Here is a 15,369-nt window from a genome sequence, read left to right as displayed (position 1 = left end):
CCACGCCCGCCATGATTCCGTGAGCGTCACAAAATCGCCTCTTGATGATACTGACCGGTCACTTACTATGAGGGACGAACCGGTCGGTATCATCCGTGCCGAGAAATAGGTCAGGACCCCCGCCATGCGCAAGGGCGAACCGCAACAGTTCTTTGAAAATCCTTGGCTTTCCTGGCTCCGCCGAACCTTGCCCGCACAGGCCGCAGGCATCGCCCTCGCGATTTCCGCCGCCGGCCCGGCCGTGGCGCAGACCGCCCCGCCCGCCCCTCCGGTGACCGTCGCCGCCCCGCTCGCCCGGTCCGTGGCGCAATGGGACGAGCACACGGCCCGCATCGAACCCTCCGCCCGGGTCGAGGTGCGGCCCCGGGTCTCGGGACAGGTCACGGAGGTGCATTTCCGCGACGGTGCCCTGGTGCGTCCCGGTGACCTGCTCTTCACGCTCGACCGCCGCCCCTTCCAGATCGCCGTGGACAGCGCCCGGGCGGAACTGGCGCGCACCGAGGCCCGCCTCCTCCTGGCCGAGCAACAGCTGGCGCGCTATGCGCCGCTCGCGCAGCAGCGCATCGCACCGGAATCCGAGTTGGACACGCGCCGCTCGGCGGTGCGCGAGGCGCAGGGCAGCCTCGCCGCCGCCCGCGCCGCCCTGCGCCAGGCCGAGCTGGAGCTGGAATGGTCGGAGATCCGCGCGCCGCGCGCCGGCCGTGTCAGCGACCGGCGCGTGGATGCGGGCAACCTCGTGCAGGCCGGCGCCACGCTGATGACCACGCTTCTGGCGACGGACCCGGTCTACGCCGTGTTCGACGCCAGCGAGGCGCAGTACCTCCGCTACGCCCGGGCCGCGCGCGGCGGGATGCGCGACGCCTCCGGGGCGCCCGTCCGCCTGCGCCTGCTGGACGAGGCGGATTTCTCCCACGAAGGCCGGCTCGACTTCGTGGACAGCGCCTTCGAGGGGCGGAGCGGTACGATCCGCGCCCGTGCCGTCGTGCCCAACCCCGCGCTCCTGCTGACACCGGGCGGCTTCGCCCGGCTCCGCCTCTTCGTGACCGAGGAGGAGGCCTTGATGGTTCCCGACGCCGCCGTGGTGGCGGACCAGGCCGGCCGGGCGGTGCTGACCGTCACCCCGGACGGCACCGTCGCGCCGCGCCCGGTGCAGCTCGGCCCATTGGTGGATGGGCTGCGCGTCGTGCGTTCCGGCCTCTCGCCGGAGGACCGGGTGATCGTCGGCGGGCTGCACCGCGCCCGACCGGGCACCCGCGTCACCGCCCAGCAGGGGCGCATCGGGCAAAGCCCGCTCGCCTCCGCGCAGTAACGCCACCCCTCCGGCACAAGGCTTCCTCCCATGCGGCTCGCCCGCTTCTTCATCGACCGGCCCGTCTTCGCGGCGGTTCTGTCGATCGCCATCACCCTGGTCGGCGCCATCGCCGCGCTGCACCTGCCCATCTCGGAATATCCCGAGATCGCGCCGCCCACCGTGCAGGTGACGGCGCTCTATCCCGGCGCCTCGGCCGAGACGATTGCCGCCACCGTGGCCGGTCCCATCGAGCAGGAGGTGAACGGGGTGGAGGGCATGCTCTACCTCACCTCCCAGGCCACCGGCGACGGGCGGCTGAACGTCAGCGTCGTCTTCCGGCAGGGCACCGACATCGACCAGGCGCAGGTGCTGGTGCAGAACCGCGTCGCCATCGCGGAGCCGCGCCTGCCCGAGGATGTGCGCCGCCTGGGCATCACCGTCCGCAAGGCGTCGCCCGACCTGCTGATGGTCGTGCACCTCACCTCGCCGGATGGCAGCCGTTCGCCCGAATACGTCTCCAACTTCGCGACCATCGCCATCAAGGACCGGTTGGCCCGGCTGGACGGCGTGGGCGATGCGCAGGTCTTCGGCGGGCGCGACTACGCCATGCGAATCTGGCTCGATCCCGACCGGGTGGCGGCGCGGGGTCTTTCCCCCGGCGAGGTGGTGGAGGCGCTGCGCCGCTCCAACGCCCAGGTCGCGGCCGGCGCGATCGGCCAGGCGCCCCGCGCCGAGGAGGCCGGCGCCTTCGAGGTGAGCGTCCAAACCCTGGGCCGCCTGGCCACGCCTGAGCAGTTCGAGGAGCAGGTCGTGGCTACGGGCGCGGGCGGCCAGCCCGTGCGGCTGCGCGACGTGGCGCGGGTGGAGGTGGGCGCGGCCGACTACACCGTGAACGCGCTGCTGAACAACCAGGTCGCCACCGCGATCGTCATCTTCCAGCGCCCCGGCTCCAATGCGCTGCAGACCGCGGCCGCGGTGCGTCAGACCATGGAGGAGGCGGCCGGCACCTTCCCCGCCGGCATTGGCTGGAGCGTCGTGTACGATCCCACGCGCTTCGTCGCGCAGAGCATGGAGGCCGTGGTCCACACCTTCGCCGAGGCAGTGGTGCTGGTGGTGCTGGTGGTCGTGCTCTTCCTGCAGAACTGGCGGGCGGCGGTGATCCCGCTTCTGGCCATTCCCGTCTCCATCATCGGCACCTTCGCCGTGCTGCTGGCGCTGGGCTTCACGCTGAACTCGCTGACCATGTTCGGCCTGATCCTCGCCATTGGCATCGTCGTGGACGATGCGATCGTGGTGGTGGAGAATGCCGAGCGCCACATGGCCGAAGGACTGCCCCCTCTGGAGGCAGCGCGGCGGACCATGGACGAGGTGGGTTTCGCGCTGATCGCCATCGCGCTGGTGCTGGTGGCGGTCTTCGTGCCGACTGCCTTCATCACCGGCATCGCCGGCAGCTTCTACAAGCAATTCGCCGTCACCATCTCGGTCGCCACCGTGCTGTCGGCGGTGGTGTCGCTGACCCTCTCGCCCGCCCTCGCCGCGCGGCTCCTCAAGCCGCACGGGCATGGGACGCCGTCGCGCCTGGGCGCGCCGCTGCGCCTGTTCTTCCGTGGCTTCAACCGCCTCTTCGACGCGCTCTCCATGGGGTATGGCGGGATGACGCGTCGGCTGGTGCGGCTACCGCTCATCCTGCTCATCCTCTATGCCGGGCTGCTGGTGCTGACGGGGCGTTCCGTGCTGACCACGCCGACGGGGCTGATCCCGCCGCTGGATCGCGGCTACTTCATCGCTGCCTTCCAGCTTCCCCCGGGTGCCAGCCTCAGCCGCACCGACGCGGTGATCCGCCGCGCCTCGGACGCGATCATGGCGACGCCGGGAGTGGAGAGCGCGGTGGCCTTCGTCGGCTTCGACGGCGCCACCTTCACCAACGCGCCCAATACCGGCGTGGTCTTCGCCAGCCTGAAGTCCTTCGCCGAGCGCCAGCGCCTCGGCCTGACCGGCGAGGGCATCCTGCGTGACCTCCAGGGCCGGCTGATGGGCGATGACGACGCGCTGGTGCTGGTCCTGCCGCCACCCCCCGTGCCCGGTATTGGCACGGGCGGAGGCTTCAAGCTGATGATCCAGGACCGCGCCGGCCGTGGGCCACAGGAACTCGAGGCCGCCACCCAGGCCGCGCTGGCGGCGGTCAACCAGACACCAGGCATCGCCTTCGCCTTCAGCCTGTTCAACACCGCGACGCCGCAGATCCGTGCCGAGGTGGACCGCGCGCGTGCCGAGATGCTGGGCGTCCCGATCTCCCGCGTGCACGAGGCGATGGGGGTCTATCTCGGCTCCGCCTTCGTGAACGACTTCAACCTCCTGGGACGCACCTGGCGGGTGACAGCACAGGCAGACATGAGTCACCGCATGTCGGTGGAGGACATCGCCCGGCTCCGCACCCGCACCCAGGATGGCGGCGTGGTGCCGCTGGGGAGTGTCGCCACCTTCCACGAGACGTCGGGACCCTTCCGCGTGCCGCGCTACAACCTGTTCCCGGCGGCCGAGCTGCAGGGGACGGCGCTGCCCGGAATCTCGACCGGCCAGGCCATCGAAGCGGTCGAGGCTGCGCTTCGGACTGCCCTGCCGGAGGGCTTCGGCTTCGAGTGGACGGAGCTTGCGCTGCAGGAGCGCATCGCCGGCAACACAGCGCCCATCGCCTTCGGTCTCGCCATCGTATTCGTCTTCCTGGTGCTGGCGGCGATGTATGAAAGCTGGCTGCTGCCGGTGGCGGTCGTGCTGATCGCGCCGATGTCGGTGCTTGCCGCGCTGCTGGGTGTGCAGCATGCGGGGCTCGACAACAACGTGCTCGTGCAGGTGGGCCTCGTGGTGCTGGTGGGCCTGGCGGCGAAGAACGCGATCCTGATCGTGGAGTTCGCCCGCGTCGCCGAGGAGGATGGCGCGACGCGGTGGGAGGCGGCCGTGGCGGCGGCGCGCACCCGGCTGCGCCCGATCCTGATGACCAGCCTCGCCTTCATCCTGGGCGTCCTGCCGCTCACCATCGCCCAGGGCGCGGGCGCCGAGCTGCGGCAGAGCCTGGGCGTCGCGGTGTTCTACGGCATGCTGGGCGTGACGCTGTTCGGCCTAGTCTTCACGCCGGTCTTCTATGTCGTGGCGAGGGCGCTCGCGGGACGTGGGGCCGGCGACACGGAAGTCCAGCCCCTGCCCTCCGCCGCCGGTCCTTCCGCGGGAGCGCATTGAAGGGGGCTGTAAAGCCGATGGCCGAGCCTTTGCGCGGCTCGGCCATCGTATGCAAGCGCCGCTGGTCAGCCCTTGGCGGCGAGCGCCACAAGTTCCTCGAGGTCGAGGTCATGCTCCAGGTCATGGAGCGTTTCATCGTCGATCTGCCGTGCCCGGTGGAGGCGGACAAGCTCGGCCCGTCCAGCCGCGACGGCGGCGAGGATAACGTCGTAATGGGCGACGATGCTGCGGCTGCGTTCCTCCGGGCTCTCGACATACTCCGCCGAGAGCGTTGCCCGCCGCCGGTAGCTTTCGAGCAGGCGTGGGTGGAGGAGCGAGCCGTCGGCGTCATAGGCGAGCCGCTGCACCTCCGCGAATTGCGCCTTGAGCATGGCGACCTCGGCGGCGAAGAGGTCGAGGGGCGGCTTGCTGCGATGATCCTCCCGGAGACCAGCAAGGCGGATGACGAGACCCAGCGTCGTGCCTTGCACGAGCACCGTCACCAGGATCACGGCAAAGGCCGTCACCAGCATCAGGTCGCGTCCCGGCATCGTCTCGGGCAGGGTCAGTGCCACAGCCAGCGTCACCACGCCGCTCATCCCCGCCCAGCTCATGACGCTCGCGGCCCGCGGGCCGAGGGGCTCCACCCTGCGCCATCCGGCCCTGTTCAGCAGCCCGAGGATGGCATCCGACCCGAAGACCCAGGCGAAGCGGGCGACTGTGACGGCCACGATCACCGCCGCGACCGACCAGGCCATGTCCTCCAGCACCACGCCGATTCCGCCGACGCGGTCGAGCACTCCGCGCAGCGACAGGCCGATCAGGATGAACACCGCCGCCTCGAGAAGAAAGATCATCCCCTGCCAGAAGGCGAGGGCACGGATGCGGACGCTGGCCGTCAGGACGACGTGCTGATACCAGCCGCAGACGAGGCCCGCCGTCACCGTCGCGATGACGCCGGACACGTGCAGCATCTCGCCGGCGATATAGCTGGCCCAGCACACCAGCATCGAGGCGGCGATCATCAGGTGGTCGTCGCCGAGCCGGCGCAGCAGCAGGACCCAGACCGCCCCGATCGCGCCGCCCACCGCGATCCCGCCGACCACCAGAACGGCGAAGCTGCCGATGGCCTCGCCGAGGCTGAACGTCCCGGTGAGGGCTGCGGCCACTGCGAAGCGGAACAGCACGAGCCCGGTCGCGTCGTTGAGGAGGCTTTCGCCTTCCAACAGGGTGTCGAGCCGGCGCGGCAGCTTCACGCGCTGCAGGACCGCTCGGGCCGAAATGGCGTCCGGGGGCGAGACGATGGCGCCCAGCGCGACGCAGGCCGCCCATGGCAGGTCCGGCAGGATCAGCTTCGCGACGACCGCGACGATGGCCGCCGTGAACACCACCGCCCCGACCGCGAGCGAGGCGATGCCGCCGAGATGCCGGCGGAAGGGTGCCAGCGCCGTGAACCAGGCGCCATCCATCAGCAGCGGGGGCAAGAAGATGACAAGCACCAGTTCCGGATCGAGCTCTACCGTCGGCAGCCCCGGGACGAATGCCAGCGCGCCGCCGCCCACCAGAAGCGCGACCGCCGGCGGAAGCCGCAGGCGATGCGCCGCGTAATGCAGCACCAGCACCGCCAGGAACATGCCGACGACCAGTTCAAAGAGTTCCAGGGGCTGCATGTCGTGCCGAACCGTTTGCGTGGTGGCTGCAAGCTCTCCCCAAAGAGCAGGGTCGCGTCAATTGCGGCGGCCCTGATCCGGCGGTGATGTAGCGGGAGAAGCCGGACGCCCGTTAGGGTCCAGGTCCTTCGATGGCGGGCGAGCCCAAAGGACGGTTGCTTGGCGACCGCCGCTCAGGGACGCACCGCCTCAAGCATGCACTTCGCGCCCTCCGCGCAGGCGACGGAGGCGCTTCTGGTTTTGGTCATGCGGAAGTGACTGTCCTGTCTCCCGCCAGGATCGTATCTCCAGGAGCGCGATTTCAGACAGCTGCTTCCAAGCGGCGGGACGCATCTGCCCCGACACCGCGCACTCCGGTCTATTGATGAGCATGGCGACGAGGCGAAGGGCCTTTCACGTCACCCCTGCGCTTTGCAGGACGATGGCTCTGAAATGATGGGGCGGGTTCCCATTCGGCGCCACTCGGCCGCTTCGGTCTCCCGCCCTCTTTAGCCACAACCGGAACGCTCGGCCCTGGTCCGGACCGTGTTCACATCACCGCAGGACGATCTCCACGCGGCGGTTCTGCGGCTCGCGCACGCCGTCAGCCGTCGGGACCAGCGGGCGGCTCTCGCCAAAGGCCTGCACCGTGATCTCGCCCCGCGACACGCCGTTGCGGACCAGCTCCGCCGCCACCGCCTCGGCGCGGCGCTCGGACAGGCGCTGGTTGTACTGCGGCGTGCCGGAGCGGTCAGCGTGGCCCGAGACCTCGATCCGGGTGGACTGCACCCGGCGCGAGTTCTGCGCCGCGTCGCTGATGATCTGGCGAGCGCGGTCGGTCAGATCGGCGCGATCCCAATCAAAGAACACCAAGTAGGTGCGCGCCGGGGCCGGAACCGGGGCCGGGGCGGGCGCGACGGCGGCGACCGGCGCCGGACGCGGCTGGTTGAAGGCGTAGCGCAGGCCAACCAGAACCGAGTGGTTGTGGTTGTCGGTCTCGATGCGGCCGCCCGCATTGCCGAATGGCGGCCCGCCACGGCCGACAGCGCCGAAATCATTCTCGAGCGTCGCGAAGTAACGGTACTCCAGCGTGGTTGCGAGGCCAGGCACCGAAAGGATGTTGAAGGCCACGCCGCCCATCGCCTGGTAGGCGAAGTTGCTCGAGGAGCCGTTGATGTTGACGGCACGATTGCCCTGCGCCGGGTTCACGAACCGCACATTCCGCATTTCCTGCCACGCGCCGCCGATGCCGGCGCCGACATAGGGGGTGACCCAGGGAAAGGCGGGAATGTTGAAGTCGTAGAAGACGTTAGCCATGATGCCGTAGGTGCGCTGGAAGCCGCCCGCGCGGTTGAAGCCGGTCTGGAAGCCGAAGCCCTTGACGCTGTCGACCTCGTTCTCGCGGTAATTGCCCTCCAACTCGAAGCGCAGCCCGTTGCCGAGACCCCACCCTATGCTCCCCAAGCCGACCCATCCGGTATTGTAGTTGATGCGGCCGTTCGGGCTCTGGAAGGGGCTGACGCCACTGATGGATCCGGCACTCAGACCCTGCTGTTCCATCCAGTTGGCGCCCAAGGCGCCGCCAATATACAGGCCGGACACGACGTTGCGCGTCGCGGTCGGTGTCCAGGCACCAAGGAAGCCGCGGTCCTGGCCTGTCTGAGCGTGTGCGGCGAGAGGCAAGCCGCCAACCGCCACCGTGGCCAGGAGAAGGCCCTTCCAGTTCTTCATCTTCCAACTCCAGCAAGAGGCTTCAACAATGGCTCTGGGGACCCCCGGCCGGGCAACGAAAGCCTATCAATAACCTCCGGAATTTGCGGTCCCGACCGCGCCGCCAACAGGCTCCGCTCGGACCTGCCGCATCGGCTCCACGGCGATCGCCAGGGCTTCCTCGTACACGACGTCCACCTGGTCACCCCGCCGGAGCGATCGGACCATCGCCTGCACCTCGGGGTTCTGGACGGTCACCGTGCGCGGCACGCCGTTCGGCCCCAGGAAGGAGATCGTGTTCGTGGCCGGGTCCACATTGGTGACCGTGATCCGGCCGCTGAGGACGCGGGTGGCCTCTCCGCCAGGCCGCGGCGCCGTGGCCGCGGTGCGGTCAAGGGCCATGACGCCGCCGGGCGTGGGGGCGGAGGAGAGTGGGCGCGCCATGCGCGCCATCAGCCCCTGGTAATAGGTGACGTTGACCCGGTCGCCGGGCCTGACGCGCTCGATGTTCTGCACGCGCTGCCCGACCACCATGCTCAGCAGCGGACCCGACTGCGCGCCGCCCGCGCCGCGCAGCAGCAATTCCCGCGAGCGCGGGTCGATCGTCTCGACCACACCGTTCGCAGTCGTCGTCTCCTCGATGTCCCAGGACCGGCAGCCGGTCACGAAGGGAATCGTGAGAAGGCCAAGGGTGATGGAGCGGCGGCGCATGATCGTCCTCCTTTGATGGCGCTTACCCGAGCGTGTTCGCAGCCGTGCGCGCCGGTCAACGAATACGAAGCGCCGTCGGACGCACGAGCGAAGCGCCTCATTCGAGGCGAAAAGGGAAAGATTCCAGAAGCTTGGCGACGCCTCAGCCCGTCGCGACATGCAGGATCCGGTCCGCCCCGGTGATTTCCTGATAGCGATTGGCGCATGGCTTGAGCGTCGCTCCCGCCTGCGATCGCTTCGGCGATCGCGTCGTGCGGAACGCGCTTCGGCGCGACGCGTGGAATTCCGATAGCGGATGCACAGGGCGGGGCCGGGCGGGCGTGGGATGACAAAGCACCCAAGGGAGCACGAGCCGCCGTGAGGAGCGCATAGAACATGGCCGAGCAGGCGCGCATGGCCCGGAGCGAAGGGCGGCGTACGCCGAGCGCCGCGGCGCGGTCCCCGGGTGGCGTGGTCCGACTCCCAGACGAAGCAGCCGGCGGCCAAGTTTGGCACACCCACCGGGAGCGCGAGGAGGCCGGGCGCGCGATCCGCGAGCGCGTGTCACGCACGTCGCACGGCATCTGGACTCCGCCCGCTGACCGGCGCGATCCGATCGAGATCCTGCGCGAGGCGGATAGCGACCGGCTGCCGGATTTGGTTCCGCTGCGCTATGGCCGGATGCTGGCCTCGCCCTTCGCCTTCTATCGCGGGTCCGCGGCGGTGATGGCCACGGACCTCGCGCGCACCCCGGCGACGGGGCTGCGCGTGCAGGCCTGCGGCGACTGCCACCTGATGAATTTCGGCGGCTTCGCCACGCCGGAGCGGAACGTCATCTTCGACATCAACGACTTCGACGAAACGCTCCCGGCGCCCTGGGAATGGGATGTGAAGCGCCTCGCCGCCTCCTTCGTGCTCGCGGCGCGCTCGCTGGGGCTGCCGGACTCGACGGGCGCCGACATTGCCGCCGCCTGCACCCGCACCTATCGCAAGCCCTCCGCGAGTTCGCCGAGATGCATCCCTCGGAAGCCTGGTACATGCGCTACTCGGCCGAGGACTTCCTGGACCGCCTGCCGAAGCGCATCCGCGAGACGGTCGAGGCCCGGATCGAAAAGGCGGTCGCGCGCAGCGGTTCCGAGCTGGAGTTCCCCAAGCTGACGGGCGTCGTCGGTGGAAGCGTGGAGATCCGGGACGCCCCGCCCCTGATCTTCCATCCCGAGGGCTCCCGCGCGCCGGAATTCAAGGAGATCCTGGAGCAAACCCTCGCTGCCTACCGCACCACGCTGGCCGACGACCGGCGCGCACTGCTGGACCGTTACCGGCCGCTCGACGCGGCGATCAAGGTCGTGGGAATCGGCAGCGTCGGGCGCCGCTGCTGGATCGTGTTGCTCATGTCCGCCTCGAACGAGCCGCTCTTCCTGCAGTTCAAGGAAGCCGTTGCGTCGGTTCTCGAGCCACACGCGGGCCCCAGCGCATATGGGCACCACGGCGAGCGTGTGGTGATGGGCCAGCGCCTGATGCAGCCGTCCAGCGACATCTTCCTGGGCTGGGTGACCGCGCCCACCGGGAAGCAATTCTACGTCCGCCAGCTCCGCGATGCGAAGATCAAGCCGCTGGTGGAGACCTTCGACGCGGAGATGCTCGAACTTTACGCGAAGGCCTGTGGCGGCGTGCTGGCGCGGGCGCACGCGAAGGTAGGCAGCGTCTCCGAGATCGCGGGGTATCTCGGCTCCAGCGAACGCTTCGACGAGGCGATGAGCCGCTTCGCCGTATCCTATGCCGATCAGGCAGAGCGGGATCACGCAGCACTCCGCACCGCGGTCCGCAAGGGTAAGGTGGAGGTCCTGCGCGAGGCTTGACCGCCAGGCGCTGCACGCGGAGGCGCATTCGCGCGGATTACCGATAGCAACGGTCGTCGGAACCATGATCATCACGGCGTAGCGTTCCGTCCGCGCCGCGGCGCAACGGCCACACCTCGTACAGGTGGTCGCGCGTCTTCGCGGCGCGAACGGGAGAAGGCGTATGGCAGACGAGTGGCTGGAGCACGCTCTGACCGCGGGTCACCACGCTGGAGAGGTACCGGCAACCATCCGCGCTTGCGACCTCACCTTTCCAGCCGGTGGTGCGCGCGGAGGCGCTGTGCCGGGCAGACAACCATCAGCACACGCCGCGGTTGCGTACCGCGCGGGGAGGATGCCTTGAAGTCGCAGGCCGGCCGGACAACCCAATCGCCGTCACCCAGCAGCATGCGTCGCGGGCGCGTGCCGCGAAGGACGGATGGACCAGCGATGCAGGCGGAGAGGGCGGCCCCATCGCAGGCAAGCGGCGATGCGCGCGAAGATCGCGCACCGAATGGCGAGGATGCCGTGAGGCCGCAGGCCAATCGGATCGACCAGTTCCTTCTCATGCACTCGGCGCGCGCCGACCAGTGGCGCGACCTGACCGCTGCGGCGGAAGGCTGGGCCGCGGGCGAGGATGGCCGCGAGGCGGCCGAGAAGGCCCTCTCGGCGATGGCCGCGCTGGAAAGCTTCCATGCCTATCCCGGGCCACGCCTGCTCGGCACGCTCTCCGAGCGGATCGCCTCGGGCGATGCGTCGGGCGCGGCGAAGCTGGCGCGCCGAATTTCGGACGCGCTCCTCACCAAATCGTACCGCGAACGCCCGGGTGAATGGGATGCGAAGGAGGACACGCCGGTGACCGACGTGGCCGACGTCCTTCCCGCCGCGCTCGGCGCCGCCGAGGCGCGCCGCCCCTATTTCGAGGTGCTGTACGTGAGCAGCCAGCCAGCCGTCCGCTGGCCCTCCCTGGCCGCCGAGCTGCGCCGTATGCGCCGGACCGAGGACGCGTTCGTCTACGAGCCGGTCTTCGTCGGCTCCTTCGAGGACGCGGCCTGCGCCGCCGCAGTGAACCCCGCCATCGCCGCGGTCGTGATCGCGGAAGGATTCCCCTACCGCTCGCGCCATGATGCGCCGGCGCTCAGGGCCGTGCTGGACCCTCTCGGGCTGCCGGAGGGGCGCAGCGCGGAAGCGCTGCGTCTCGCGGCGACGCTGAAGCGGCTCCGGCCCGAGCTCGACCTCTACCTCCTCTCCGAGCGCGACGTCGAGACGCTGGCCACGAGCGAGGCCTCGGGCTCGCTCCGGCGCGTGTTCTACGCCGTCGAAGAGCCGCTGGAGCTGCACCTTGCCGTCCTGGAGGGCGTCGCGTCCCGCTACGAGACGCCCTTCTTCGACAACCTCAAGCGCTATGCGCGCCGGCCGATCGGCACCTTCCACGCCCTGCCGATCGCGCGCGGCAAGTCGGTGTTCCGCTCCGACTGGATCCGCGACATGGGCGAGTTCTATGGCGTGAACCTGTTCCTCGCCGAGAGCAGCGCGACCACGGGCGGGCTGGACAGCCTGCTGGAGCCGACGGGCAACATCAAGCGCGCGCAGGAACTGGCGGCGCGCGCCTTCGGGGCGGACCGCGTCTTCTTCGTCACGAACGGCACCTCGACCTCGAACAAGATGGTGGTGCAGGCGCTGCTTGCGCCGGGCGACATCGCCATCGTGGACCGCAACTGCCACAAGTCGCACCACTACGGCATGGTGCTGAGCGGTGCGCAACCGATCTACGTCGAGGCCTTCCCGATGACGGCCTACTCGATGTACGGCGCGGTGCCGCTGGCCACGATCAAGCGCACACTGCTCGCGATGCGCGCCGAGGGGCGGCTCGACAGGCTGAAGCTGCTCGACCTGACGAACTGCACCTTCGACGGCCACATGTACAACGTCCGGCGCGTGATGGAGGAGTGCCTCGCCATCAAGCCGGACCTGATCTTCCTGTGGGACGAGGCTTGGTCCGGCTTCGCGCGCTTCTCGCCTTTCCTGCGCCCGCGCACGGCGATGGGAGCGGCCGCCGACATCGAGGCGTGGCTGCGCAGCCCCGCCTCTTCTGCCGCCTGGGAGGCCCAGCGGGCCGAGCTGGGCGAGAACCCGTCGGATGAGGCGCTGATGGCGGCACGGCTGGTCCCCGACCCGCAGAAGGTGCGGCTGCGCGTCTACCAGACGAACTCGACGCATAAATCCATGTCCGCCATTCGCCAGGGCTCCATGCTGCTTGTCAAGGACGTGGACTTCCATCAGGTCGAGCAGCAGTTCCGCGAGGCTGTCTTCACCCATGCCTCGACCAGCCCGAACCAGCAGCTCGTTGCCAGCCTCGACATCGCGCGACGGCAGATGGAGCTGGAGGGCTACGGGCTGGTGATGAACGCGATCGAGATCGCCCTCAAGATCCGCCGCGCGGTGAACGGGCATTCGCTCATCTCGAAATACTTCCGGGTGCTCGGCGCGGACGAGATGATTCCGGAGGAGTACCGGCAATCCGGCTTCCGTGACTGGCTGGCGCCGGGCACCGGTTGGGACGACGTGGTGCGGGCCATGCGCGAGGACGAGTTCTATCTCGATCCGACGCGGCTGACGCTGGTCTGCGGTACGGCCGGCTTCGACGGCACCCAGTTCAAGGGGCTGCTCGCCGCGGAGCACAACATCCAGGTCAACAAGACCTCGCGCAACAGCGTGCTCGTTCAGACGAATATCAACAACACCCGCAGCGACGTGGCGCACCTCGTTCGCGTGCTGGTGGAGATCTGCCGCGACATCGAGGACCGCCTGCGGTCCGGTGGCGAGGCCGAGCAGGCCGCCTTCAACGCCCGCGTCAAGTCGCTGATGACCGACGTGCCAGACCTGCCGAACTTCTCGCACTTCCACGAGGATTTCCGCGGCAATGCCGGCCAGGCCACTCCCGAGGGCGACATCCGGACCGCCTTCTTCGGCGCCTATGACCAGGCTGGCTGCGAGTACGTCCCGCTCTTCGGCGAGGAATGCGACCGGCGCCTGCGCGATGGGCCGCCGATGGTCTCGGCCAACTTCGTCATTCCCTACCCGCCCGGCTTCCCGATCATGGTGCCCGGCCAGGTCCTGACGCCCGAGACGGTTGAGTTCATGCGCAAGCTCGACGTCAAGGAAATCCACGGATACGAGCGCGCGCGCGGGCTGAAGCTGCTGCGGCGGCACGCCGCCGCGGCGAAACCGAAGCGCTGAGGCAGGAGGACCGACGCCATGCAAGCCTTCTTCCACTTCCTCGCGACGAACCCATACATCCTGCTCTTCGCAACCGTGGGCCTCGCGGTCTGGTTGGGCCGGCAATCCGTCGCGGGCTACGGGCTCGGCATGGTGGCCTCGGCCATCATCGTCGGCTGCGGCCTGTCGGTCTGGGCCTCCGCCTATGGCGAGAAGCTCGAGCTGAACAACTTCACCAAGAGCCTGTTCTACTACCTGTTCATGTATGGCGTCGGCCTGCGCGTCGGTCCGTCCTTCGTGAACAGCCTTGGTGGCGACGGGATCAAGTTCACCTTCCTTGCCTTCGTTTCCTGTACCATCGGCCTCGCGCTCGTCGTCGGCGGCGCGGTCCTTTTCGACCTGCCGGTCGGCGCCGCGGGCGGGATGCTGGCCGGGTCGCAGACCATGTCCGCGGCGATCGGCTCGGCGGAGCAGGCCGTGACCTCCGGCGCCGTCACGCTGCCGGCCGGGGCGACGCCGGAGCAGGCGAGCGCGATGATCGCCCTCTCCTACGGCATCACCTATATCTGGGGCACGGTCGGGATCATCCTGATCACCAAGTACCTGCCGAAATGGTGGGGCGTGGATGCCCGGGCCGCCGCGATCGCCTACGAGAAGGCGCACGGCGTCGCCAGCGGCGACGCGCCCGCGCTCTCTGCCTGGACACCGGCCGCGGTGCGCGCCTACCGGCTGGAGAACTCGGCCTGGGTCGGCCGCACGCCAGTCGAACTCATGCGCGAGCACCCGGAGTACCGGGTGGTGAAGGTCGTCCGCGACGGCGCAGCCATGGGTGACACCGCCCTGCAGGAGCCGCTGCGCCTTGGGGATACCATCGCGCTGGGCGGCCGGCGCGAGACGATGACCGAGAAGATGGGGCTGATCGGGCCGGAAGTGTCGGAGCGCGTCGCGCTCGACGTGCCGCTCGACCGTGCCGAGATCCTCGTCACCAACAAGGAGATCCTGAGCAAGACGCGCGAGGAGTGGCGCGCCCTTCCTGGCGCGGACCAGATCCAGGTGGTCGGGCTTGAGCGCGCCGGGGTTCCGATTCCGATTGGCCGCGACACCCGGCTCCAGCGCATGGATCTCGTGACGGTCGTTGGCCTGAAGACTGCGGTCAACCAGGTGGGCGCTGCCTTCGGGCGGGTCGTCCGCCCCTCGACGGCGACCGACCTTCTCACCCTCGCCGCCGGCATGATCCTCGGCTTCCTGATCGGCCAGATCGAGTTTCCTGCCTTCGGGGCGAGTGTCGGCCTGGGCAATGCCGGCGGGCTGCTCGTCTCCGGAGTGATCGTCTCCTCCATCGCCTCGCGGCTGCGCTTCTTCGGCAACACGCCGGCGGCGGCGCGCAACGTGCTGGAGGATCTCGGCCTCGTCGTCTTCGTGGCGATCGTCGGCATCAATGCGGGCAATTCGCTGCTCGCCCAGCTCACCGGGGCGCTGGCGTTGAAGATCTTCATCGTCGGCTTCGTCGCCTGCAGCATCCCTCCGGTCGTGGTCTGGGCCATCGGCTACCACGTGTTCAAGATGAACCCGGCGGTGCTGATGGGTGGCGTCGCCGGTGCGCGCAGCCACAGCGGGCCCTGCCGTGAGGCGGCCGTAGAGATCCAGTCCAACGTCCCCTGGATCGGTTTCCCTGTCGGCTACGCCGTCTCCGGCGTGCTGCTGACCGTCTTCGGCTACTTCGCCATGATCCTGGCGCAGTAGCCGCGGCCGGCCCGAC

The 15,369-nt window shown here is 69.3% G+C and carries 7 protein-coding genes and 1 pseudogene; 5 read left to right on the top strand and 3 right to left on the bottom strand.

Features of this window, described 5'->3' with window-relative positions:
- Positions 1–187: 187 nt before the first annotated feature.
- Positions 188–1,309, top strand: coding sequence for an efflux RND transporter periplasmic adaptor subunit (locus JTJ31_RS08435; RefSeq protein WP_236019979.1), 1,122 nt, complete (start codon positions 188–190; stop codon positions 1,307–1,309).
- Positions 1,310–1,339: 30 nt separating this feature from the next.
- Positions 1,340–4,525, top strand: coding sequence for an efflux RND transporter permease subunit (locus tag JTJ31_RS08430; protein ID WP_207538180.1), 3,186 nt, complete (start codon positions 1,340–1,342; stop codon positions 4,523–4,525).
- Between the two features lie 65 nt (positions 4,526–4,590).
- On the opposite strand, the gene JTJ31_RS08425 is transcribed toward JTJ31_RS08430, so the two are convergent.
- The 3 genes from JTJ31_RS08425 to JTJ31_RS08415 form a co-directional block, all read right to left on the bottom strand.
- Positions 4,591–6,174, bottom strand: coding sequence for a Na+/H+ antiporter (locus JTJ31_RS08425; RefSeq protein WP_236019978.1), 1,584 nt, complete (start codon positions 6,172–6,174; stop codon positions 4,591–4,593).
- Positions 6,175–6,708: 534 nt separating this feature from the next.
- On the bottom strand, positions 6,709–7,884 hold the full coding sequence (locus JTJ31_RS08420; RefSeq protein ID WP_207538179.1) for an OmpA family protein: 1,176 nt from the start codon (positions 7,882–7,884) through the stop codon (positions 6,709–6,711).
- Positions 7,885–7,950: 66 nt separating this feature from the next.
- Positions 7,951–8,574 (bottom strand): hypothetical protein, encoded by a 624-nt coding sequence (locus tag JTJ31_RS08415; protein WP_207538178.1) that lies wholly within the window; start codon positions 8,572–8,574, stop codon positions 7,951–7,953.
- Between the two features lie 375 nt (positions 8,575–8,949).
- On the opposite strand from JTJ31_RS08415, the pseudogene JTJ31_RS24580 reads away from it, so the two are divergent.
- The 3 genes and pseudogenes from JTJ31_RS24580 to JTJ31_RS08400 all read left to right on the top strand — a co-directional run bounded on the left by JTJ31_RS24580 (position 8,950) and on the right by JTJ31_RS08400 (position 15,353).
- Positions 8,950–10,412, top strand: a pseudogene (locus JTJ31_RS24580) (DUF2252 domain-containing protein).
- A 507-nt stretch (positions 10,413–10,919) separates the two neighbouring features.
- A complete protein-coding gene (locus tag JTJ31_RS08405; RefSeq protein WP_207538177.1) occupies positions 10,920–13,631 on the top strand; it encodes a hypothetical protein in 2,712 nt (903 codons plus the stop codon).
- 18 nt (positions 13,632–13,649) lie between these two features.
- A complete protein-coding gene (locus JTJ31_RS08400) occupies positions 13,650–15,353 on the top strand; it encodes an aspartate:alanine exchanger family transporter (protein WP_207538176.1) in 1,704 nt (567 codons plus the stop codon).
- Positions 15,354–15,369: the final 16 nt, after the last annotated feature.

The organism is Sabulicella rubraurantiaca (assembly GCF_017355885.1).
Classification (GTDB): domain Bacteria; phylum Pseudomonadota; class Alphaproteobacteria; order Acetobacterales; family Acetobacteraceae; genus Roseococcus; species Roseococcus rubraurantiacus.
This window is presented reverse-complemented; position numbering and strand designations above follow the sequence as displayed.

What these genes read in the sequence shown, in the direction of transcription:
- JTJ31_RS08430 (WP_207538180.1), top strand. Translation starts at nt 1,340, where the DNA reads ATGCGGCTCGCCCGCTTCTTCATCGACCGGCCCGTCTTCGCGGCGGTT.
- JTJ31_RS08425 (WP_236019978.1), bottom strand. Translation starts at nt 6,174, where the DNA reads ATGCAGCCCCTGGAACTCTTTGAACTGGTCGTCGGCATGTTCCTGGCG.
- JTJ31_RS08400 (WP_207538176.1), top strand. Translation starts at nt 13,650, where the DNA reads ATGCAAGCCTTCTTCCACTTCCTCGCGACGAACCCATACATCCTGCTC.
- JTJ31_RS08415 (WP_207538178.1), bottom strand. Translation starts at nt 8,574, where the DNA reads ATGCGCCGCCGCTCCATCACCCTTGGCCTTCTCACGATTCCCTTCGTG.
- JTJ31_RS08420 (WP_207538179.1), bottom strand. Translation starts at nt 7,884, where the DNA reads ATGAAGAACTGGAAGGGCCTTCTCCTGGCCACGGTGGCGGTTGGCGGC.